The sequence below is a fragment of the Actinoplanes sp. HUAS TT8 genome (assembly GCF_051380535.1).
In the GTDB taxonomy this organism is placed as follows: Bacteria; Actinomycetota; Actinomycetes; order Mycobacteriales; family Micromonosporaceae; genus Actinoplanes.
In genome coordinates this window covers 8852973-8874315 of the sequence record NZ_CP195646.1, presented here as the reverse complement: position 1 = coordinate 8874315, position 21343 = coordinate 8852973, and the positions used below count along the sequence as shown (strand labels likewise).

The window sequence follows — 21343 nt, the reverse complement described above, 5'->3', positions numbered from 1 at the left end:
GCCGCGGATTAGCTCAGCCACGGTCACACATTATGCGTGAGTTGGGACCAGCCTTCGACCGCCGAGGGCGTGCGCGGCGCCGGACCCACGTACCTCAAACTGGGTCGCAGGATCCGGTTGAGCTTTTTCTGCTCCAGGATGTGCGCGCTCCACCCGGCCACCCGGGCGCAGGTGAACATCGAGGTGAACATGTGGGCCGGCACCTCGGCGAAGTCGAGCACCACGGCGGCCCAGAAGTCCACGTTCGTCCAGAGCTCGCCGTCGGGCTTGCGCTCGCGCAGCTCGGCCATCGCCGCTTTCTCCAGCGCGGCGGCCACCTCGAAGCGAGGGGCGCCCAGCTCCTTGGCGATCCGGCGCAGCACCCGGGCCCGCGGGTCCTCGGCGCGGTAGACGCGGTGACCGAAACCCATCAGCCGCTCGCCACGGTCGAGCACGTCCTTCACATAGCCCTCGGCGTCGCCGGCGCGCTCGACCGACTCCAGCATGTGCAGCACCCGGGTGGGTGCGCCGCCGTGCAGCGGACCGGAGAGCGCGCCGATCCCGGAGGAGATGCAGGCGGCCACGTCGGCCCCGGTGGAGGCGACGATGCGGGTGGTGAACGTGGACGCGTTCAGCCCGTGCTCGGCGGCCGAGATGAAGTACGCGTCGACGGCCTTGACGTGCCGCGGGTCGGGCTCGCCGCGCCACCGGCGCATGAACCGCTCCACGATGGTCTCGGCCTTGTCGATGTCCTTCTGCGGCACGGCCGGCAGGCCCAGACCGCGGGCCGCCTGGGCGACGAACGAGAGCGCGGTCACCGAGACCCGGGCCAGGTCCTTGCGGGCCTGCTCGTCGGTGATGTCCAGCAGCTGGTCGAGCCCCCAGTAGGGCGCCAGCATGGCGACCGCGGACTGCACGTCGACCCGGATGTCACCGGAGTGCACGGGCACCGGGAACGGCTCGGCCGGCGGCAGCCCCGGCCCGAACTTGCCGTCGACCAGCAGGCCCCAGACGTTGCCGAACGACACCTGGCCGATCAGGTCCTCGATGTCGACGCCGCGATACCGCAGAGCGCCACCGTCCCGGTCGGGCTCGGCGATCTCGGTCTCGAACGCGGTGACGCCCTCGAGTCCCGGCTTGAAGTCGGACACGGCACTCCCTGGGAGACGTGAGCTGCGGTGAGTGATTCATCTTGCCCGGCGGGTAACGGCCGGGTCGACCCGTGGCGATTGTGCTCTCGATGACACCCATCCTGGTTCAACTGACACCACGCGGTTGCGGACTTAACGTGCTTGCAGCCGAAAGGAAGTACCCGGATGTCATCCGATCCGCCGTCCCCCGCGGGGATGCGCCGTGACTACACCGAGCACGGGCCGCTGCTGGAGAGCTCGCTCGCGAAGGAGTGGACGGCCCAGTTCGCGGCCTGGTTCGCCGAGGCGACGGCGTTCGGACTGCCCGAGCCGAACGCGATGATCGTGGCGACCGCGGGCGCGGACGGTCACCCGTCGGCCCGGACAGTGCTCCTCAAGGGGTACGACTCGGCGGGATTCGTATTTTTCACGAACTATGAGTCCCGCAAGGGCACGGAAGCGGCCGACAACCCGTACGCAAGCCTGGTCTTTCCCTGGTTCGTCATGCAACGCCAGGTGATCGTTTCCGGTCAGGTGGAACGCGTGTCCCGGGCCGAGACCGAGGAGTACTTCGCGTCGCGTCCGCGCGGCTCGCAGCTCGGCGCGTGGGCGAGTCCGCAGTCGCGGGTGCTGCCCGATCGCGACGCGGTGGAGGCCGGTCTGAGCGCGGCGGCCGACCGGTTCGGTGACGGGCCGGTGCCGCCTCCGCCGCATTGGGGCGGTTTGCGGGTGATTCCGGAGACCGTCGAATTCTGGCAGGGGCGCAGCAACCGGCTACATGATCGGCTGCGTTTCCGCAGGCAGAACGGGGACTGGATCGTGGAAAGGCTGGCCCCGTGAGCGTGGTCGAGGAAAATAAAAAAAAGTCCTGGATGATCGACACCACCCCGCTGCGGGTGGTGGCCTTTCGCCGGATGTGGATCGGCACCGGAGCGTCGTTCTTCGGCTTCCAGTTCACCGCCGTGGCCGTGCCGGTGCAGATGTTCGCGATCACGCACTCGACGTTCTGGGTCGGGCTGCTCGGCGTCGCCGGCCTGGTCCCGCTGCTGATCTTCGGGCTCTGGGGCGGTGCCATCGCCGACGTCGTCGACCGGCGCAGGCTGCTGCTGACCAGCTCAGCGCTCACCTGGGTGGTCACTCTAGGCCTGCTGACGCAGGCGATTCTTGGCGTACGGAGTCCGCACCTGCTCCTGACGCTGACGGCGGTCCAGTCGGTCGGCTTCGCGATCAGCTCCCCGGCCCGGCAGTCGATCGTCCCGCGCCTGGTGCCGACGCCGATGGTGCCGGCCGCGAACACGCTGAACTACACGACGACGACGGCCGGTGGCGTGCTCGGCCCGCTGGCCGCCGGTGTGATCATGGGCATCTGGTCGACCGGGACCGGTGTCGCGGTCGCCTACACGGTCGACGCGCTGCTGTTCACCCTCACGTTCTGGGCCACCTGGCGGCTGCCCCCAATCCCGCCGATCGAGCCGGACGAGTCCGGGGAGAAGCCCACAGCCGGCCTGCGCGGCATCGTGGTCGGCCTGAAGTTCCTGGTCACCCAGCCGGTGCTACTGCTCTCGTTCGCGGTCGACCTGATCGCCATGGTCTTCGCCATGCCCCGTGCGCTGTTCCCGGCGGTGGCCGAGGAACGGTTCGGCGGCCCGACCGCGGTCGGCTGGCTGTTCAGCGCGATCGCCATCGGCTCGCTGCTGGGCGGCCTGACCTCGGGCTGGATCAGCCGGGTGCGGCGGCAGGGCATCGCGCTGACCGCCGCGGTGGTCGGCTGGGGTGTGGCCATCGCCCTGTCCGGCCTGGCCCATCAGCTCTGGCTGGCCGTCCTGCTGCTCGCCGTGGCCGGCGCGGCCGACCTGGTCAGCGCGGTCTACCGGCAGACGATCATGCAGACGTTCGCCCCGGACCGGCTGCGTGGCCGGCTGCAGGGCGTGTTCACCGTGGTGGTGGCCGGCGGTCCCCGTCTGGGTGACCTGCGCGCGGGTGCGACCGCCCAGTTCACCGGCGTCGGCGCCTCCTGGGTGGGCGGCGGCCTGGTCGCCGCGGCTTTGGCCCTGGTGCTGGCGCTCGCGTTCCCGGCGCTGATCCGCTACCGGCCCGTCCCGGAACCCGTGGAGAACGCCGAACGATAGTGTCGCGGGTATGACACAGACAGCCGCGAAATCCGGGGTTCAGTGGTCGATCGAGGCGGACGGCCGACGTGCCGTCCTGGCCGAGGTCGGTGGCACGCTGCGCAGTTTCTCGTCCGGCGGCGTTGAGCTGCTCGACGGCTTCGGCGTGGACGAGATCTCCCCGGGTTCCGCCGGCCAGATCCTCGCACCGTGGCCGAACCGGATCCGGGACGGGCGTTACACCTTCCAGGAGCAGACCTACCAGCTCGCGCTCTCCGAGCCGGCCCGGCACAACGCCATCCACGGCCTGGTCAACTGGGCCCGCTGGCGGGCCACCGAGCACACCGCGTCCGCGGTGACGCTCGAATTCGACCTGCCGCCGCAGGTGGGCTACCCGTGGGGCCTCACCCTGCGGACCCGCTGGTCGGTCTCGGCCGAGGGCCTGCGCAGCGTGCAGGAGGTCGTGAACACCAGCGAGTCGGACGCGCCGTGGGGTTACTCCGTGCACCCGTACCTGCGGCTGCCCGGCGTCTCGGTCGACGACACCGTCCTGCAGGTGCCGGCCAAGACTCGGCTGCTGGCCGACTCGCGGCTGCTCCCGCTCGGCGCGGTCAAGGTGGCCGGCACCGAGTTCGACTACGCCGAGCCGCGCCGGATCGGCACCGCGGTCCTGGACACCACGTTCGGCGACATCGACTTCGGGCCGGACGGGATCACCGAGGTCGTCCTGGCCGATCCCGACTCGGACACCAAGATCACCGTCTGGGCCGACGAGAAGTTCAAGTACTGGCAGGTCTTCTCGGGCGACACGCTGCACGGCGAGCGGCACCGCCGGTCCGTCGCGGTCGAGCCGATGACCTGCCCGCCGGACGCGTTCCGCTCCGGCCGGGACCTGATCGTGCTGGCGCCGGGCGAGACCTGGACCACCGCGTGGGGGATTCGCGCCTGATGGAGTTCGACGAGGTGGTCCGCCGGCGCCGGATGATCCGGGCGTACGACCCCACGCGTCCGGTGCCGCCGGAGCTGGTCGACAAGATCGTCCGGCACGGGCTGCGCGCGCCGTCGGCCGGCTTCTCGCAGGGCTGGAGTTTCCTGGTCCTCAGTTCGCCCGAGGACCGGGAGCTCTACTGGTCGGTGACGGCCACTCCGGAGTTCGAGGCCGGCGGCTGGCTGGACCGGATGCGGACCGCCCCGCTGCTCATCGTCGCGCTCTCCAACAAGTCCGTCTACCTGGACCGTTACGCGCAGAGCGACAAAGGCTGGACGGATCGGGACGAGAACCGCTGGCCGGTGCCGTACTGGGACGTCGACACCGGCTTCGCCGCGCTGCTGATGCACCTGACCGCGGTGAACGAGGGGCTCGGATCGTGCTTCTTCGGCATCCCGCCTGCACGGATCCCGAACTTCCGGGCCGCTTTCGGGGTGCCCGAGGAGTTCAACCCGGTCGGCGTGCTCAGCGTCGGCTATCGGGGAGACGACAAGAGGTCTCCGTCACTCAAGCGCGGCCACCGGCCGGTGGACGATGTGGTGCATCATGGCCGATGGGCTCCGGCCGCGGAGGCATGATTTTGTCGCGGCTAGGCTGATAGCAACGATGACGTTTCGCAGGGAGAGGGGCAGCCGCCGTGATCTTCAAAGCGGTTCGGGACGGCGCCCCGTACCCTGATCACCACACCACGCTGAAAGCGTGGGCGGAGATTCCGCCGCGGCCGATCCGGCTCGCCGACCTGATCACCACCAAGCGTGAGCTGGCGCTGGACAAGCTGCTGGCCGAGGATTCGACCTTCTACGGAGATCTTTTCCCGCACGTGGTGGAGTATCGGGGCGCCCTGTATCTCGAGGACGGTTTGCACCGTGCATTACGCGCTGCGCTCCAGCAGCGCAATCAGATTCACGCCCGTGTATTGGTCGTAGAGGGCTGACAACTCCGTTAATTTGAAATGCATGGTTGTTCGACCGCTTGACCTGCTGGATCTTGACGACCTGCTGAGTGATGACGAGCGTGCCGCGCGCGCTCTGGCCCGCCAGGTAGCGAATGATCATATTCGCCCGGACGTGGCCGACTGGTTCGAGAACGGCAATCCGCCAATTCGCGATCTTGCGCTCGAATTGGGAAAGGCCGGCCTGTTCGGCATGCATTTGACGGGGTACGGCCTCGGCGGCGTCTCCACCGTCGCCTACGGCCTGGCCTGCATGGAGCTGGAAGCGGCCGACTCCGGGATCCGTTCCCTGGTGTCGGTGCAGGGCTCCCTGGTGATGTACGCGATCTGGCGCTACGGCTCGGACGAGCAGAAGGACCACTGGCTGCCCGCGCTGGCGGCCGGCCGCTCGATCGGCTCCTTCGGCCTGGCCGAGCCCGACCACGGCTCCGACCCGACCGGGATGTCCACCCGGGCCCGCCGTGACGGCGACGATTGGGTCCTCGACGGGGTGAAGACCTGGATCCTCAACGCGCCGATCGCCGACGTGGCGGTGATCTGGGCCAAAGCCGAGAAGGGCGTGGTCGGGTTCGTCGTGCCGGCCGGCGCATCCGGCTTCACCGCCCACGAATTCCGGCACAACATGTCGCTGCGCGCGTCCAGCGTCGGCGAGCTGGTGCTGGACGGGGTGCGGCTGCCGGACAGTGCCCGGCTCCCGGGCGCGCGCAGCCTGATGGCGCCGCTCTCCTGCCTGACCGAGGCCCGGCTGAGCATCATCTTCGGGGTGCTCGGGGCGGCCCGGGACTGCCTGGACGCGACGCTCGACTACGCGGCCGGGCGGGAACAGTTCGGGCGGCCGATCAGCGGCTTCCAGCTGACCCAGGCGAAACTCGCCGACATGGCGTTGGAGCTGCAGAAAGGGTTCCTGCTCGCACTGCACCTGTGCCGGCTGCGGGACACCGTGGGCAAGCCACTACGGCCGGAGCAGGTGAGCGTGGGGAAGCTCAACAACGTACGGGAAGCCATCAAGATCGCTCGGCAGTGCCGGACCATCCTCGGAGGCAACGGGATCCGCGGGGAGCTTCCGGTGATGCGGCATGCCAGCAATCTGGAGAGCGTGCTGACCTACGAGGGGACCTCGGAGATCCACCAACTGTCGATTGGTCAGAAACTGACCGGATTGAACGCTTTTTCGCACTAGCCAGCGGTGGACGGGCCTCGGGATGCGAATTGTCGTACCCCCTCCGTACCTTTTAGGCATGGCCCACTCACCGGATGTCGAAGAACCGACGACGGAGTACCCGGCCGTGCCCGAGGAGGCCGAGCCGGTTGCTCCGGCCGTGCCGCCCGAGCACAAGCCGAGCTTCTTCGCGCGGTTGCTGATCTTTGTCTTCGTCGTCTTCGCCTTGATCGTCGCGTCCTGCTTCGGGCTGCGCGCGATGAACGTGCTGCCCTCCTTCGACAACCCGTTCTCCGACCAGACCGTCGACCGCAGCCAGCCCGTGCTGCTGCAGTCCATGCGCGATCTGCATCGCTACGTCGCCGCCGACGGCACCTTCCAGGTGATCGTCGACCTGCAGCAGAACAAGGAGAACATTCCGGATTTCCTGGTCAACCGGCGGATCCTGTTCGTCGGCTCGGGCACCGTGGAGACCTATGTCGACTTCAGCGCCCTCAGCGGGGACGCGCTCAAGGTCGACAACGAGAAGAAGACCATCGAGCTGACCCTGCCCCCGCCGCAGCAGTCCCAGGCGGCGCTCGACATGTCCAAGAGCTACGTCGTCGAGGAGAATCGGGGCCTGCTGACCAGCATCGGTGACGCTTTCCGCAGCGACACCGACAAACAGCAGCGGGTGTACGAGATGGCTCAGCAGAAGATCACCGAGGCGGCCAAGTCGAGCGGGCTTGATCAGCGGGCGCAGCAGAACACGCAGCAGATGCTGGAGAGCCTGTTCACGCGGCTGGGATATTCGACGGTGACGGTTACGTTCACCAACCCCTGAGACAGGTGACGCCGCCGCCCTCGGGGGATAGGGCGGCGGCGCCGGGAACCGCGCCCCGGTGGTGGCCGGGTCACGATTCACGTCTTCCTGTGCGGCGGGCCCGCAGTCGGCCCACGCCGTGACCACGCCGTGGGCCGGCGGTGTCGCGGTCGACCGCGCTGCGCCCGACCTGCGCCGCAGTTGGCCTGCGCCGCGCTGCGCCTGGCCTGCGCCGCGCTGCGCTTGGCCTGTGCCGCGGGTGGCCTGCGCCCGCGCTGCGTTTGACCTGCGGCGTTGCGGGTGGAGCCGTGTTGCGGTCGGGCGGTGTTCTGGTTGAGCGGTTGGGCTGGTTGTGGGGTTGGGCTGGTTGTGGTGGGGCTTGGTCCCGGCCGGGCTGCCAGCCCGGCTTCCGCCCGGCCGGGAGTTCTCGGGCGGACCGCAGATGTCCGATGTGTTGGGGCTCCTGCGGTCTGGTGTCGCTTATCGGATATGTGCCCGGATGGCCGGCGAATTACTCACCCGGATCGATGCGAATTCTCGCCCCTGATCGAGGAAGCCGGCCCAGCTGCGCGGACCCCGCCTGGTGCTGGTGGGCGTTTCCGGTCGGATGGTGACCGTGAACACCGGGCGGGGCCGCCGCAGGCGAGGTGGTTACGCGCTGGGCATCAGGGCGGCGAGGTGGTTACTCGCTGGGCATCAGGGCCCAGAGGATCAAGTAGGCGATGACCTGGGGGCCGGGGAGCAGGCACGACAGGACGAAGAGCAGTCGGACCACGCCGGTGGAGAGGCCGAAACGGCGAGCCAAGCCGGCGCAGACCCCGCCGAGCATGCGGTTGTCGCGGGGGCGAGTGAGGGGGCGGGTCACGTAAATCCACTCCTTCAGTGGTGGCCGGGGCGGTCTGCCCTGGACCACTTAGACGGTAGGTACGGTGGCGCGGCCGTCCCTCATTCCCGAGGGGGAGAGCGACGACCGAGTTCCCGTAAGGGGGACCCGTACCCGAATGGGTCTCGCTGTTAACCTTTAGCCCCTCGCAGGGCCCCTCAGCTGCACATCCATGGGAGACAACCGGTGACGCTGGCCGTACTTCACGCGAGTTCCGGCGCCGCGCTCACCTCAAGTGACGCTGGTCTCCTGGCCTACGACCTGACCGTGGCGCTGCGCGAGGCCGGGGCGTCGATCATCGACCGGGTCGAGCGGGGGGCTGACCTGCCGGAGCGCCTGCGGGCTGCCGCCCGTCGCGCGCGGGACGCCGGTGAGCCGCTGCTGATCTGCGTGGACGACCTGGTCACCCAGCACAGCCTGCTGCGGATTCTGGCCACCGATCCGGGCGGTCGCAGCGGTGTGCTGCTCGCCGCTGACCCGGCGGGCGAATTCCGTGTGGATCGCGGGCGGGTGATCGCGGCCGAGCCGGGGGAGTTTCGCTACCTGGGGGCGTTGTTCCTGGCCACGGGCGATCTTCCGTTGCTGGAGAAGGCGGCTGAGCAGCTCACCGCGTACGCGAAGGGGAAGTTGATCTGGCCCGAAGCGGACGCCGGGGCCGAGGCCGAAACCCGGACCGAGGCGGAGGTCGCGGCCCCGGCCGACGCGGCGGCGGGTGTGGGCGAAAACGGTCTGGAAGGGGTTCTGCTCGACGCGTTGCTCGAAGGTGGGCTGGCGGCTGTCGGAGTGGAAGCGCGGCTTCTTCATGCGGAGCGGGTCCGGACCGGGGAGGAGCTTGCGGCGGCTCGGCAGCGGGTTGCGGCGATCGATGAGGACAAGGCGCGGCTGCGGAGCGCGGTTGACGAACAAGACGACTTCTTTTTGACGTACGCGGTGAACAGCTGGTCTCCGCTGGTGACCCAGGCCGCGGCGCGGCTCGGGTTGCGGCCGGCCGGGGTGACGATGCTCTCGGTGGCGACGGCCGGGGCGGCAGCGCTCGCGTTCTGGCCGGGCTCGCGAGGGGGCATGATCCTCGGCGGGATCCTCGTCTACCTCGGACTTGTGCTGGGGTGTGTGGAGGGTCAGCTGGCGCGGTACACCCGTCGGTTCGGCGGCCGGCTGGAGCCGATCGCCGACCGGGCCAAGGAGTATTTGGTTTACGCCGGCCTCGCGGCGGGGGCGGATCGGCTCGGGCTCGATCATGCTTGGCCGCTGGCGATCGGTGCGATCGTGCTGCAGACGGTCCGGGATCTGGTTGACCGGTGGTATGGCGTGCTGCGCGACGAAGCGGGCGCAGGCGCAGGGGGTGGCGTGGAAGCGTTGCGGGCGGCCGGGGCGGGCGCGGATGGCCGCCGGACTGAGGACGTGGGGCTCGCTGCGGCGCAGGACGTGGGGCTGGGTGCACGGCTGGCCGCGGTGCGGCGTGGTCCGCTGGAACGGATCGTGGCCTTCCCGATCGGGGAGCGGTGGGCGCTGATCGCGGTGGCGGCGGTGCTGAGCAACGGGCGGGTCGCGCTCGGGGTGCTCGTCGGGTTCGGGGCGCTGGCCTTTCTCGGCACGTTGACGCTGCGTGCGCTGGCCGGGCGTGGTGCGGTGCCGAACGGGGTCGATGCGGGGCGGCATCGGGATGACGGGTGGCTGGCGCGGACCGTGCTCGCCCGGGGGCGGATGGACTTTCCCCTGATCGTGGGGGCGGTGCTGGTGGCGTACGCGGTAATCGGGATTTTTGTTGGTGAACCACTGCGAACCGGGATGCTGGCCGGTGCGATCCCGGCCGTGCTCGCCGCCGGGATGACCGCACGCGCGCGGCACGATCGTCCCCTGGACTGGCTGGTGCCGGCGGTGCTGCGGGGTGCGGAGTACCTGCTCGTGGTGCTGGCCGGGCTGGTCGGTGGGGTCTCGTGGCCGGTGGTGTTCGGGCTGCTGTTCGTGCTGGCGCTGCGGCACTACGACCTGACCGCGCGGATGGAGAGGGGCGAGGCCCGGATGGCGGTGCTCGCCCTGGAGGGCCGGGTCGTGCTGCTGGCCTCGGCGGTCTTGGCCGGATTTGCGAACCTCGGCTTCGTGGCGCTGACGGTCGTGGTCGGAGGCACGTTCCTGTTGACCGTGGCAAGAGGCCGGCTGACCTTGCTGGGGCCCGCGCCCACGAAGTACCCCTGAGGACCAGCCGCCGGGTCCCAGCTGGCGCTGGTGGTTGTGTCAGCGGCCGTGAGGCAGCCCTGAGGGCCAGCCGGCGGGCTTCAGCTGGTGTTCAAGGGTGTCTGGTTTCTGAACGTCCTGTGGCGTGACGGATGGGCGGGATTTGGCTGCGGGGGGTGCGGGCCGGTTGGTAATGGTTTGTGGCGTTCTCGGGAGCGGGGTGTTCCGGGGCGTGGTGGCGGTGTGTCGCGGACTGTTGGCAGGCTGTCAACAAGCGCCGGGCGAAATGTCGCTTCGTGCTGGGAACGTGCACAGAACCAGACCCCAAGTTCCGATCTCCGTAATCGATTGATCACTATCTGCGAATGGCACGTTCGCCCGATGGCAAAGCATCGAAGGCACTCGCAAAGTCATTACCCGATTGCCGACCGTCGTGGGATCGGAATCACAGTCGATCGGGGAGGGGTTGACGGTGTCCACCGTCGCGCTCAAGGACGTCACCAAGATTTGGCCAGATGGCACGCTTGCCGTCGATCACGTGTCCCTCGATGTCCAGGATGGCGAGTTCATGGTCCTGCTCGGCCCGTCGGGCTGCGGCAAGTCGACCGTGCTCCGGATGATCGCCGGGCTGGAGGACCCCACCGACGGGGACATCCTGCTGAACGGGGAGCCCGTGCTCGACGTGCCCCCGCGCGACCGCAGCATCGCCATGGTGTTTCAGGATTTTGCGCTCTATCCGCACATGACCGTCGCCGACAACATCGGCTTCCCACTGAAGCTCTCCGGGATCGAGCCGGGCCCGCGATCGGACCGGGTCGGCACGGTGGCCGGTGCGCTCGGCATCGGCGAGGTGCTCGGGCGCCGGCCCAGCCAGCTCTCCGGTGGGCAGCGCCAGCGGGTCGCGATGGGCCGGGCGATGGTCCGCCGGCCCGGGATCTTCCTGATGGACGAGCCGCTCTCCAACCTGGACAGCGGTCTGCGGGCCGAGCTCCGCGCGGAGATCACCAGCATGACCCGCGAGCTGGGCGTGACCACCATGTACGTGACGCACGACCAGGCCGAGGCGCTGACCATGGCCGATCGGGTGGCGATCATGCGGCGTGGGGTGCTGCAGGACCTGGGTACGCCGACCGAGGTCTACCGCCGTCCGGCCACGCTCTACGTCGCCGCCTTCCTCGGCTCGCCGCGGATGAACCTGCTCGAAGCCCAGGTCTACGTGCACCTGGACCGGTACGTGGCGTTGAACTTCGGTGAGCAGAACCTCTACCTGCCGTGGTCGGACCCGCGGTCGCGGGCGGTGGCGCGCTATCACGGCGACCGGATCGTGGTCGGCGTCCGGGCCGAGGCGCTCACCCCGGTCACGCCCGACACGCCCGGGTCGGTCCTGCACGGCCGGATCCGCTACCTGGAGCACCACGGGCACGAGTCGCTGGCCTACCTGGACGTCGGCGCGACCGCGATCGTGGTCGACGAGGTCGGCGGCACGGTTCCCGAGCGGGCCGCCTCCGGGGGTGCGCTGAAGCGGCTGGGTGGAGCGTTGCAGCGGTTCACCAAGTCGCCGGCGGCGGCCGCGGAGGCCAAGGGGGCGCCGGTCAGTCTGCTGAACGACCCGGGCCGCCACCACCGTAAGCCGGCCGAGCTGTCGGTGCGGCTGGCGCCGTACCCGGCGGTCAATCCCGGACACCCGTTGACGGTGTCGGTGCAGATGGACGCGTTGCACTTCTTCGACGAACGTGGCGACCGGATCGATGTGGGCTGGCGCTGAGTGAGGTGGGATCGGTGAACAACGAAGGCCACTTCCGGGCAGGATCGCGGATGCCTCCTGCCACCGAGCGGCCACAGCGCGTAGGCTGCACGACGGTGGAGGACAGGATCGGCCAGAGCGTGCGCTCGGCTCCCGGTGTGGAGCCGAGGCCGGATGCCGCCCCTTCACGGTCGGCCTCTCCGGTGCTGATGGACCGGCCGTTCGGGCACGGCGACATCACCGTGCTGCGGCACGAGGTGACACGTCTGCTGCCGACCGTCGGGGTGACCGGCGACCGCCTGTCGGGCTATGTGCTGGCGGTCAACGAGGTGATCACCAACGTGGTCCTGCACGCCGGCGGGCACGGCCGGATCGTGCTGCGGCTGGAGTCCGGCTCGGTCTGGTGTGTGGTCACCGACTCCGGTCCGGGCATCCCGGACGGGGGTCTGGACGGTGAGCTTCTCCCCGGCACTGACGAGATCGGGGGACGTGGTCTGTGGCTGGCGCACCAGCTGTGCGACGAGGTGACGACCGCGACCGGGCCCATCGGTACGTCGATCGGCCTGCGAATGGATCTTGCTTCGTTGAGCTGAGAGCTGAAACAGCAGCTTGAGCCGCTTATGAAACACCCAGGAAATGTGAAGGAGCCCTTCGCCTCTCGTCCTGGGGCGGGTGCGACTACATTGGGCGCGTGCTCGGACTTCCTTCCCAGGTGACCGCTTGCCTTTTCGATCTTGACGGGGTGCTGACGGACACCGCCCTTGTGCACAGTGCCGCGTGGAAACAAACGTTCGACGTGTTTCTCAAGTCGTGGTCCGAGCGGCATGATCAACCGTTCGTGCCGTTCGATTCCGGCGTCGACTATCACCGATATGTCGACGGCCGGCAGCGTGCTGACGGCGTTCGCACGTTCCTCGCCTCTCGTGGCATCACCCTGCCCGAGGGCACTCCCGACGACGATCCCGACCAGGACACCGTCAACGGCGTCGGCAACCGCAAGAACATCCTCGTGTTGCAGAAGATCAAAGAAGGCGCCGTTCAGGTCTACCCCGGCTCGGTGGAGTACCTGAAGGCCGCCAAGGCCGCCGGTCTGCGCCGTGCGGTCGTGTCGGCCAGCGCCAACTGCAAGGACGTGCTCGAGGCGGCCGGCATCGCCGACCTCCTGGAGGCCCGGGTGGACGGCGTCGTCGCGCGCGAGCTCAGCCTGCCCGGCAAGCCCAAGCCGGACACGTTCCTGCACGGGGCGAAGCTGCTCGGCCTCCCGCCGGAGAGCTGCGCCGTCTTCGAGGATGCTCAGGCGGGCGTGGCGGCCGGCCGTGCCGGCGGCTTCGGTGTCGTGATCGGCGTGGACCGGGTCGGCCAGGCCGACGCGCTGCGCGAGAACGGTGCCGACGTCGTAGTCACCGATCTTTCCGAACTTCTCTAATTCACCTTCAAGAAGAGGCACGACCGTGATCCGTGAACGGGCCTACCCCGTCGACCCCTGGCACATCCGGGAGACCCGGCTGGACTTGGACCTGCTGGCCCAGTCAGAGTCGGTGTTCGCGCTCTCGAACGGGCACATCGGGATACGCGGGAATCTGGATGAGGGCGAGCCGCATGGCTTGCCGGGTACGTACCTGAACTCGTTTTACGAGTTGCGGCCGTTGCCGCATGCCGAGGGTGGGTACGGGTTTCCGGAGTCCGGCCAGACGATGGTCAACGTGACCAACGCGAAGTTGATGCGGTTGTTGGTCGATGACGAGCCGTTCGATGTGCGTTACGGCGAGTTGCGGTCGCATGAGCGGTGTCTGGATCTGCGGGCCGGCACCCTGGAACGGACGGTGGAGTGGGTGTCGCCGTCGGGTCAGGGTATCCGGGTGCGGACGACGCGGTTGGTGTCGTTCACGCAGCGGGCGATCGTCGCGTTCCTGTACGAGGTGGAGCCCTTGGACGGGGCGGCCCGGTTGATTCTGCAGTCGGAGTTGGTGGCCAACGAGCAGTTGCCGCCGAGTAGTAAGGATCCGCGGGTCGCGGCGGTGCTGGAGAAGCCGTTGGTGGCCGAGGAGATGTTGGAGCAGCGCTCGGGTGGGTTGCTGGTGCATCGGACCAAGGCCAGTGATCTGCGGATGGCCACGGCGATCGAGCATCTGGTGGAGACCCCGGGCCGGCACGCGATCACCACCGAGGGCCACGGTGATTGGCTGCGCACGACGGTGGCGTGCCGGTTGGAGCCGGGGCAGAAACTACGCGTGGTGAAACTCGCTGCGTATGGCTGGTCGAGTGTCCGATCGCTGCCCGCCCTGCGGGATCAGGTGGGTGCGGCGCTGGCCAGTGCCCGTCTGGACGGCTGGGAGGGTTTGGTCCAGCAGCAGCGGGAGTATCTGGACGCGTTCTGGGATCACTCTGATGTGCGGGTCGAGGGTGACCCGGAGGTGCAGCAGGCGGTCCGGTTCGGGTTGTTCCACACGCTGCAGGCCGGGGCGCGGGCCGAGAAACGCCCGATCGGGTCGAAGGGCCTGACCGGGCCGGGTTATGACGGGCACACGTTCTGGGACGCCGAAACATTCGTGCTCCCGGCGTTGACCTATACGCAGCCGTCGGCGGCGGCGGATGTGCTGCGGTGGCGGCACTCGACCCTGGATCTGGCGCGGGAGCGCGCGCAAACGTTGGGGTTGCAGGGGGCGGCGTTCCCGTGGCGCACGATCCGTGGTCAGGAGTGTTCGGGGTATTGGCCGGCGGGGACGGCGGGTTTCCACATCGGCGCGGATATTGCTGATGCGGTGCGCCGGTATGTGCAGGCCACCGGGGACTACGACTTCGAGCGTGAGTGTGGTCTGGAGTTGTTGGTGGAGACGGCCCGGTTGTGGCGGTCGCTGGGGCACCACGATCGGCACGGCCGGTTCCACATCGACGGGGTGACCGGCCCGGACGAGTACACGGCGATCGTGAACGACAACATCTACACCAACCTGATGGCCCAGCAGAACCTGATGACCGCCGTGGACGCCTGCAAACGGCACCCGGACCTGGCCCGCCGCTTCGGTGTGGACGACGAGGAAGCCGCGTCGTGGCGGGATGCGGCGGCGGCGGTGCACATCCCGTACGACAAGGAACTGGGTGTGCATCAGCAGTGCGAAGGCTTCACCCGGTTGGAGGAGTGGGACTTCGAGAACACCCCGCCGGAGGGGTATCCGCTGCTGCTGAACTACCCGTACTTCGACCTGTACCGCAAGCAGGTCGTCAAGCAGGCCGACATGGTGATGGCCATGTACATCCGGGGTGACGCGTTCACCCCGGAGGAGAAGGTCCGCAACTTCGCCTACTACGACGCCCGCACCGTCCGCGACTCGTCGTTGTCGGCGTGTATCCAGGCGGTGATGGCAGCCGAGACCGGGCACCTCGAACTGGCCCACGACTATCTGGGCGAGGCCGCCCTGATGGACCTGCACGACCTGCACCAGAACGCCCGCGACGGCGTCCACGTCGCGTCCCTCGCCGGATCCTGGATCGCCCTGGTCGCCGGCCTCGGCGGCATGCGCGACTTCAACGGACAACTCGCGTTCGCACCGCGACTGCCCAGCCGGATCAACAACCTCGACTTCTCGCTGCTCTGGCACGGCCTGCGCCTACGAGTCAACGTCACCGCCGACGAGGTCACCTACTCGCTGCGCAACGGCGGCGGCTCGGCCCGACTCACCCTGCTGCACCACGGCAAAGAAATCGAAGTGACCCAGGTCCGCCCGGTGACCATGCCGATTCCGTCGGCCGGTCCGGTCGGTCCCTCGCCGACGCAGCCCGCGGGCCGCGCTCCGGTCCGCCGGGCCACCCCGCATCCATGATTTCTTCGCGTACGGCGTGAAAAAAGCCCCCGGTCCACGCGGACCGGGGGCTTTCTCGTGCTGTCGTCGAGCGCTACAGCAGCGACACGTGCACGTGGTCGGTGTGGTCGCTCGGACCGTGGTAGGCGTGCCAGTTGCCGGTCGCCGGGAACCAGATCTGCTTGTACCAGATCACGTAGTAGATCCCGAGCCGGTCGGCGTTGCGTACCAGGAACGCGGTGAGGTCGTTCCCATACCGCATCATGTCGTCGTTGTGCGCCACCGAGAAGCCGCTGTTCTGCAGGGACCAGTCGCAGGCCCGGCCCTTGGGATGCTCGAACGGACCGCCGTTGCGATGGCAGCCGACGAACCGGTTGAACCCGGCCTTCTTCACCTCCTGATAGAGGTGCAGGGTGCGCTTGGTGATGCAGCCGTCGGTCGTCGGGTCGTCCTGGTTGCAGGACTCCGGCGAGAAGCCGCCCTCGGAGTTGCGCGGTGCCGGCGCCGCGACCTTGGAGACCGCGTCGACGAAACCGTTGGTGATCGTCTTGTTGATGCCGGTCCCGCCGCCGAGCAGTTCGAGCTGGCCCTCGGCCGAGTCGTGCTGCTTCTGCTGGATCGTGAGCTGGGTCTTCTGGTTCTTGACCTCGGCGTCGATCTTCGCCTTGCTGTCGTTGATCGTCGCCAGCGCCGTGTTCAGCTCGTTCAGCTTCGCGTCGTGAAGCTTGTTGATCTCCTCCAGGGAGACCGCCTTGGCGATGAAGTCGGACGAGTCGTTGGCCTGGAGCAGGAAGCTCAGGCTGTTCAGCGTGCCGAACTCGTACTGCTGCCGGGCGATCGCGTTGACCTCGGGGATCAGCGCGTCCCGCGTCTTCTCGGCAGCGGCCTTCTTGACGTTCAGAGCGGCCTGGTTCTTCACCGAGGTCGCGTAGGCGGCCTTGGCGTTGACGAACCGGCGGTTGGTCGTCTCGAGTTGCGCGGAGAGGTCATCGCTGTCGTCACCCTCCGCGGGGGTCGACGAGCTGCCGCTGGGTGCGGCCTGTGCCGGCGTGACCGGTGCCACGAACATCGCGGTGGCGGCCACAAGCGGCGCCAGGGCAAGTATCAGCCACCGGCGGGGACGTGCGGTCATCAACAATCCTTCCTAGTCACCGCCGACCGAGTTAGCTGACGGGTTCGGGACGGAAGCTATCCCTACCGCATTACGCGGATTCACCCCAACTACCTGGTTCCCCGGCTCACCTTTCGGCGATTGGGCGGCGGCCTGCCGGCAACTCGGGGGCGGTGCCGTCCTGGCAGGACCGGCGGCCAGTTTACCTGAGATATCACGCGGTATCAGGACCGGAGAAACCGTCAAAACCGTTACCTGTTAACGACTTTCCGTAATGGTGTCACCAGTGGTGACCGGGCCGTAGCAATGGGTACGAGAACTGTCGATTCCTCGATCGAGTGGGTATGGTCGGTCCCGGTTCCCATCCAGGGAACCGCCGCCTAATCGCAACAACGAGCGAGCCGGGGATCCACGTTTCCTCCGGGGTGAATCCGCGACAGCGGTAGGGATTTCCTTCGTCCCGAACCCGTCAGCTAACCCGGCCGGCGGCCGACGGAAGGAAACAAGCCAGTGCAGCATGTGACTGCGCGGCGACGATGGGTGGCGGTTCTCGCGCTGCTGGTCGCCGCATGCGCGATAGTCGGCGCCGGCGCGCCGGCCTCCGCGGCACCCCGGCCCCTCGCCGCCCCCGGGGAGTCCGGCGACGACGGTGAGGGCGGTTCCAAGTCCCTGCTCGACAAACTCGACGAGGCCTCCAAGGGTTACGTCACGGCCAAGACCAAACTGCAGACGTCCAAGACGCAGCAGACCAAGCTGGCCGCGACGCTCAAAGAGCTCGACGCCGCGATCGGCCCCCAGCAGAAATCCCTGAACATGTACGCCGTGCAGGCCTACACGATGGGCCGGCTCGGGCCGCTGAGCGCGCTGCTCAGCGCCGACACCACCGAAGGCTTCCTGGACCGGGCCCAGCTGCTGACCACCGTGGCCGAGCGGCAGAACCAGGCCGTCTCCGACCTGCGGACCACCCGGGACAATCAGGTCAAGGCCAAGACCGCGATCGACGCGACCATCGTCGACCAGCAGCGGCAGGTGAACGTGATGGCCGCCCGCAAGACGCAGGCCGAGCAGGCGCTCAAGGAAGCGAACCAGGGCAGCGACTCCGGTGACGACTCGGGCAGCTCCGGCGGCAGCACGGACGCGTCCAAGCCCTCCGGCAGCCTCTCCGGCGGCTGCACCGTGGATGATCCGACCACCACCGGCTGCATCACCCCGCGCCTGAACTTCGCGTTGAAGCAGGCCCAGGCGGCCGGCTTCAACCACTACGTGGCCTGCTTCCGGCATCAGAACAGCGGGGAACACCCGAAGGGCCGGGCCTGCGACTTCGCCGCCGACAAGGGCGGCTTCGGCGGGGTGGCGACCGGCAGCAGCAAGACGTACGGCACGAACCTGGCCAACTACTTCATCCACAACGCGGACACGCTCGGCGTGCTCTACGTGATCTGGTTCAAACGGATCTGGCTGCCGAGCAGCGGCTGGAAGTCCTACTCGGGTGCGGGCGGGACGCCGTCGACCGACCATACGAATCACGTACATCTGTCAGTGACCTGATACGCAAGAAGCCCGGGCCGACGGCCCGGGCTTCTTGCTTCGTCGTGAGGACCTACTTCTTCATGTAGGTCTCGTACTCCTTGAGCACTTCCTCGGTGTCGCCGTCGGCGCGGATCTCGCCGGACTCCAGCCAGATCACCCGCTCGCAGGTGTCCCGGATCGACTGCTCGCTGTGGCTGACCAGGAACACCGTGCCGGCGTCCTTGCGCAGCTCGCGGACCCGCGCCTCGCTGCGGCGGCGGAACTTGGCGTCACCGGTGGCCAGCGCCTCGTCGATCAGCAGCACGTCGTGCTTCTTGGCCGCGGCGATCGCGAAGCGCAGCCGGGCCCCCATGCCGGACGAGTACGTCCGCATCGGCAGCGAGGCGAAGTCGCCGCGCTCGTTGATGCCGGAGAACTCGATGATCGAGGCCGCCTTCTCCTTGACCTCGGCCGGGCTCATGCCCATGGCCAGGCAGCCCAGCTCGACGTTGCGCTCGCCGGACAGGTCGTTCATCAGGGCGGCGTTGACGCCCAGCAGCGACGGCTGGCCGGAGGCGTAGATCGCGCCCTGGGCCACCGGCAGCAGACCGGCGACCGCGCGCAGCAGGGTCGACTTGCCCGAGCCGTTGCTGCCGATCAGGCCGATCGCCTCACCCTTGTAGGCGACGAAGCTGACGCCCTTGACCGCGTGCACCTCGCGCACGTTGGCCGAGTTGGTCTTGGTCACGAGCCGCTTGAGAGCCGAGAGCGGGCTGACCTGGTTCGCCCCGATCGCTCCGACGATCTTGTAGACGATGTGCGCGTTGTCCGCGATGACGGTCGGGACCTTCTCGATGTCAGCCACGGCCGTAGCCCTTCTCTCCGCGCCAGAAGTAGAGGAAGCCGCCGATGCTCACGACCACGGCCCAGATGGCGGCCTCGGTCCACAGGAGCTGCGGGCTGCCGGCCAGCTTGACGTTCTCCATCAGCGAGTGCCGGTAGAGCTCGATGAAGACCAGCATCGGGTTCGCCTCGATCAGGTGCAGCTTCCATCCGTGCAGGTGATCGGTGAACCGGGTGACCGGGTAGAGCACGGCCGACGCGTACATCCAGAAGCGCATGATGAACGGGATCAGCTGCTTGATGTCGCGCATCTTGGAACCCAGCCGGGCGAAGAAGAGCGCCAGGCCGACGTTGAACAGCGACTGCAGCAGCAGCGCCGGGAGGACCAGCAGCCACGTCAGGTCGGGCCGCTCACCGGTGAAGAGCACGATGACCAGCAGCACACCGAGCGCGGTGACGAAGTTGCGGATCTCCACCAGGGCGGTCGACAGGGGCAGGCTGCCCCGCGGGAAGTGCAGCGCCCGGATCAGGCCGAGGTTTCCGGTGATCGCGTTGGCGCCCTGACCGACGATGGTCTGCGAGAAACCGAACACGAAAACACCGATACAGAGGTACGCGATGAAGTTCGTGCTGTTCGCGCCGGTGCCGATGATGACACCGAAGATGATGTAGTACACGAACGCGTTCAGGGCCGGGGTGAGAACCTGCCACAGCGTGCCCAGGTGCGTCGTGCCCAGCGCGGAGACCGTCTTGGCCTTGGCGTGCGCGGTGATGAAGTGCCGGTAACCCCACAACTGGGTGAGGTACTCCAACGGTCCGACCAGCCGTCCGGAAGAGGTGAGGCCGTGCCGCTGCGCGAGTTCCTTGAGCGGAATCGCGGGAGCGGTATCGGCAACCGCTGTCTCTGGCATGGGGTGGTGCTCCGATCTCGTCTGCCGGTACGAGGCGGCGGACTCCGGTGATTCGCCTTCAAGCACAGGTAGAAGCATGACAGGCGTCCGCCGACGCCGATGGAACGGGTTCGTATCGACGTCGGAGGGAACGGTATCCGACGTCGCGGCGGGACGCAACCGTTACGTCGTAGCGCTATAGTCACCGTGTGGCGACAGTGAAGCGCGCACCGGCCGGAGCGGCGGTGCTCCGAAATGACATCACCGTGGCGATTCGTAACGCGGTCATGAGCGAGCTGGCAGAGGTCGGTTACGGCCGTCTGTCCATCGAAGCCGTGGCCCGCCGTGCCGGAGTCGGCAAAACGGCGATCTACCGGCGGTGGAGCAACAAGCTGGAGATGGTACTTGAGATCATCACCGATGTCGCCGGGCGGAAGGTGCCGGTGCCCGACACCGGCAGTTTCGCCGGCGACCTCGACCTGCTGATGATGATCGTCAGCCGGGCGCTGCAGCATCGGGTCGCGTCGCAGATCATCCCCGACCTGATGGCCGAGGCCGCCCGCAACCCGCAGATCGCCGAGACCCTGCAACGGGTGCTCCGGCTCCACCAGCAGTCGGTCGGGGAGAAGCTGGTCGGCCAGGCGATCACCCGTGGTGAGCTGCCCGAAGGCACCGATCCGGACGTCGCGGTGGACCTGATCCTCGGCCCGCTGTACTGGCGTCTCGCGGTGTCCCGGCAGCCGGTCACCGACGACTACCTGGAGAAGCTGGCGGCGGCCGTGCTCGGCTCGCTGAAGGGGGGATCGGCCACCTAGGTCGCTCCTCAGACGCAACTACGACATTCCTCGCGGTGGCCGACGTGCGGGCCGAACGAAATGGGCATGCACTCCAGCCCCCCGCACGTCGACACCACGATCCTGGACGCCGCCGCGATGCTCGCCATCGCCATGGGCCGCACCTCCGACATGTCGCTCGGCATGGCCCCGAAGCGCCCCGAGGTGATCACCGGGGCGGCGGTCGTGGGCGCGTGGCGCAGCCCCGACGGCGCGATCAAACTGCAGATCAAGACCGATGGGACGTACGACGGTGAGGTCGCCGGCCGGCGCAAGCGACCGCACGGGACGTACCGGATCGACGGCGCCTCGGTCGTGCTGCACGACGACACGTCCGGGCTGAAGACGCCGGTCACGCTCGTGCACGAGGGCGAGCTGGAGATGGCCGGGCACCGGCTGCTCCCGGAATAGCCGCGGCTCCTTCTCCTCGCCCCCGA

At 68.3% G+C, this 21343-nt stretch carries 20 protein-coding genes and 2 riboswitches; of the genes, 15 read left to right on the top strand and 5 right to left on the bottom strand.

The genetic code is table 11. The features are described from left to right. Nucleotides 1-23: 23 nt before the first annotated feature. A complete protein-coding gene (locus ACSHV8_RS39435) occupies nt 24-1130 on the bottom strand; it encodes a citrate synthase 2 (protein WP_436524494.1) in 1107 nt (368 codons plus the stop codon). A 165-nt stretch (nt 1131-1295) separates the two neighbouring features. Between ACSHV8_RS39435 and pdxH the strand changes: the two genes are divergently transcribed. From pdxH to ACSHV8_RS39400, 7 genes are read left to right on the top strand one after another with little or no spacing between them, the layout of a single operon-like run. Further along, nucleotides 1296-1949 carry a pyridoxamine 5'-phosphate oxidase gene (gene pdxH / locus ACSHV8_RS39430; protein WP_436524492.1) on the top strand — a complete coding sequence of 218 codons (654 nt, stop codon included), beginning with the start codon at nt 1296-1298 and terminating at the stop codon, nt 1947-1949. Beyond that, entirely contained in the window at nt 1946-3238 is a 1293-nt protein-coding gene (locus ACSHV8_RS39425; RefSeq protein WP_436524490.1) for an MFS transporter, read from the top strand. The genes pdxH and ACSHV8_RS39425 overlap by 4 nt, the downstream gene beginning before the upstream one ends. Nucleotides 3239-3248: 10 nt before the next feature. After that, entirely contained in the window at nt 3249-4166 is a 918-nt protein-coding gene (locus ACSHV8_RS39420) for an aldose 1-epimerase family protein (protein WP_436524488.1), read from the top strand. After that, nucleotides 4166-4783, top strand: a complete 618-nt coding sequence (locus ACSHV8_RS39415) for a nitroreductase family protein (protein WP_436524486.1) — start codon at nt 4166-4168, stop codon at nt 4781-4783. Before ACSHV8_RS39420 ends, ACSHV8_RS39415 begins: the two co-directional genes overlap by 1 nt. Before the next feature lie 59 nt (nt 4784-4842). Beyond that, nucleotides 4843-5139: a type II toxin-antitoxin system VapB family antitoxin gene (locus ACSHV8_RS39410; protein ID WP_436524484.1), complete on the top strand. Its 297-nt coding sequence runs from the start codon at nt 4843-4845 to the stop codon at nt 5137-5139. Between the two features lie 22 nt (nt 5140-5161). Beyond that, nucleotides 5162-6337, top strand: a complete 1176-nt coding sequence (locus tag ACSHV8_RS39405; protein ID WP_436524482.1) for an acyl-CoA dehydrogenase family protein — start codon at nt 5162-5164, stop codon at nt 6335-6337. 58 nt (nt 6338-6395) lie between these two features. Continuing rightward, complete coding sequence (locus tag ACSHV8_RS39400; RefSeq protein ID WP_436524480.1) at nt 6396-7139, top strand: DUF4230 domain-containing protein; 744 nt, start codon at nt 6396-6398, stop codon at nt 7137-7139. Nucleotides 7140-7800: 661 nt separating this feature from the next. Here ACSHV8_RS39400 and ACSHV8_RS39395 read toward each other — a convergent pair. Beyond that, on the bottom strand, nt 7801-7983 hold the full coding sequence (locus tag ACSHV8_RS39395) for a PspC domain-containing protein (RefSeq protein ID WP_436524478.1): 183 nt from the start codon (nt 7981-7983) through the stop codon (nt 7801-7803). Between the two features lie 408 nt (nt 7984-8391). On the opposite strand from ACSHV8_RS39395, the gene ACSHV8_RS39390 reads away from it, so the two are divergent. The 5 genes from ACSHV8_RS39390 (at nt 8392) to ACSHV8_RS39370 (ending at nt 15741) form a co-directional block, all read left to right on the top strand. Next, a complete protein-coding gene (locus ACSHV8_RS39390) occupies nt 8392-10197 on the top strand; it encodes a DUF5941 domain-containing protein (RefSeq protein WP_436524476.1) in 1806 nt (601 codons plus the stop codon). A gap of 451 nt (nt 10198-10648) precedes the next feature. Next, nucleotides 10649-11941, top strand: a complete 1293-nt coding sequence (locus ACSHV8_RS39385; protein WP_436524474.1) for an ABC transporter ATP-binding protein — start codon at nt 10649-10651, stop codon at nt 11939-11941. A 95-nt stretch (nt 11942-12036) separates the two neighbouring features. Beyond that, nucleotides 12037-12513 (top strand): ATP-binding protein, encoded by a 477-nt coding sequence (locus ACSHV8_RS39380; RefSeq protein WP_436524472.1) that lies wholly within the window; start codon nt 12037-12039, stop codon nt 12511-12513. A gap of 98 nt (nt 12514-12611) precedes the next feature. Beyond that, a complete protein-coding gene (locus ACSHV8_RS39375; RefSeq protein ID WP_436524470.1) occupies nt 12612-13346 on the top strand; it encodes an HAD family hydrolase in 735 nt (244 codons plus the stop codon). A gap of 25 nt (nt 13347-13371) precedes the next feature. Next, entirely contained in the window at nt 13372-15741 is a 2370-nt protein-coding gene (locus ACSHV8_RS39370) for a glycoside hydrolase family 65 protein (RefSeq protein WP_436524468.1), read from the top strand. Between the two features lie 73 nt (nt 15742-15814). On the opposite strand, the gene ACSHV8_RS39365 is transcribed toward ACSHV8_RS39370, so the two are convergent. Continuing rightward, on the bottom strand, nt 15815-16852 hold the full coding sequence (locus ACSHV8_RS39365) for a coiled-coil domain-containing protein (protein ID WP_436524466.1): 1038 nt from the start codon (nt 16850-16852) through the stop codon (nt 15815-15817). A gap of 5 nt (nt 16853-16857) precedes the next feature. After that, a riboswitch (cyclic di-AMP (ydaO/yuaA leader) is annotated at nt 16858-16989 on the bottom strand. A 209-nt stretch (nt 16990-17198) separates the two neighbouring features. After that, a riboswitch (cyclic di-AMP (ydaO/yuaA leader) is annotated at nt 17199-17335 on the top strand. A gap of 6 nt (nt 17336-17341) precedes the next feature. Here ACSHV8_RS39365 and ACSHV8_RS39360 point away from each other — a divergent pair. Next, entirely contained in the window at nt 17342-18379 is a 1038-nt protein-coding gene (locus tag ACSHV8_RS39360) for a coiled-coil domain-containing protein (protein WP_436524464.1), read from the top strand. 52 nt (nt 18380-18431) lie between these two features. Here the strand turns inward: ACSHV8_RS39360 and ACSHV8_RS39355 are convergent, their stop codons facing one another. Next, the gene (locus ACSHV8_RS39355) at nt 18432-19205 is read right to left on the bottom strand and encodes an ABC transporter ATP-binding protein (RefSeq protein WP_436524462.1); all 774 of its coding nucleotides are present in this window, start codon (nt 19203-19205) and stop codon (nt 18432-18434) included. Then, nucleotides 19198-20094 (bottom strand): ABC transporter permease, encoded by an 897-nt coding sequence (locus ACSHV8_RS39350; protein ID WP_436524460.1) that lies wholly within the window; start codon nt 20092-20094, stop codon nt 19198-19200. Before ACSHV8_RS39350 ends, ACSHV8_RS39355 begins: the two co-directional genes overlap by 8 nt. 188 nt (nt 20095-20282) lie before the next feature. On the opposite strand from ACSHV8_RS39350, the gene ACSHV8_RS39345 reads away from it, so the two are divergent. Beyond that, on the top strand, nt 20283-20888 hold the full coding sequence (locus tag ACSHV8_RS39345) for a TetR/AcrR family transcriptional regulator (protein ID WP_436524458.1): 606 nt from the start codon (nt 20283-20285) through the stop codon (nt 20886-20888). A gap of 66 nt (nt 20889-20954) precedes the next feature. Then, entirely contained in the window at nt 20955-21317 is a 363-nt protein-coding gene (locus ACSHV8_RS39340; protein ID WP_436524456.1) for an Atu4866 domain-containing protein, read from the top strand. Nucleotides 21318-21343 lie beyond the last annotated feature (26 nt).

Bases quoted from the DNA above. Each gene is read 5' to 3' on its own strand.
- pdxH (WP_436524492.1), top strand. From the start codon at position 1,296: ATGTCATCCGATCCGCCGTCCCCCGCGGGGATGCGCCGTGACTACACC.
- ACSHV8_RS39420 (WP_436524488.1), top strand. From the start codon at position 3,249: ATGACACAGACAGCCGCGAAATCCGGGGTTCAGTGGTCGATCGAGGCG.
- ACSHV8_RS39415 (WP_436524486.1), top strand. From the start codon at position 4,166: ATGGAGTTCGACGAGGTGGTCCGCCGGCGCCGGATGATCCGGGCGTAC.
- ACSHV8_RS39405 (WP_436524482.1), top strand. From the start codon at position 5,162: ATGGTTGTTCGACCGCTTGACCTGCTGGATCTTGACGACCTGCTGAGT.
- ACSHV8_RS39400 (WP_436524480.1), top strand. From the start codon at position 6,396: ATGGCCCACTCACCGGATGTCGAAGAACCGACGACGGAGTACCCGGCC.
- ACSHV8_RS39365 (WP_436524466.1), bottom strand. From the start codon at position 16,852: ATGACCGCACGTCCCCGCCGGTGGCTGATACTTGCCCTGGCGCCGCTT.
- ACSHV8_RS39350 (WP_436524460.1), bottom strand. From the start codon at position 20,094: ATGCCAGAGACAGCGGTTGCCGATACCGCTCCCGCGATTCCGCTCAAG.
- ACSHV8_RS39340 (WP_436524456.1), top strand. From the start codon at position 20,955: ATGCACTCCAGCCCCCCGCACGTCGACACCACGATCCTGGACGCCGCC.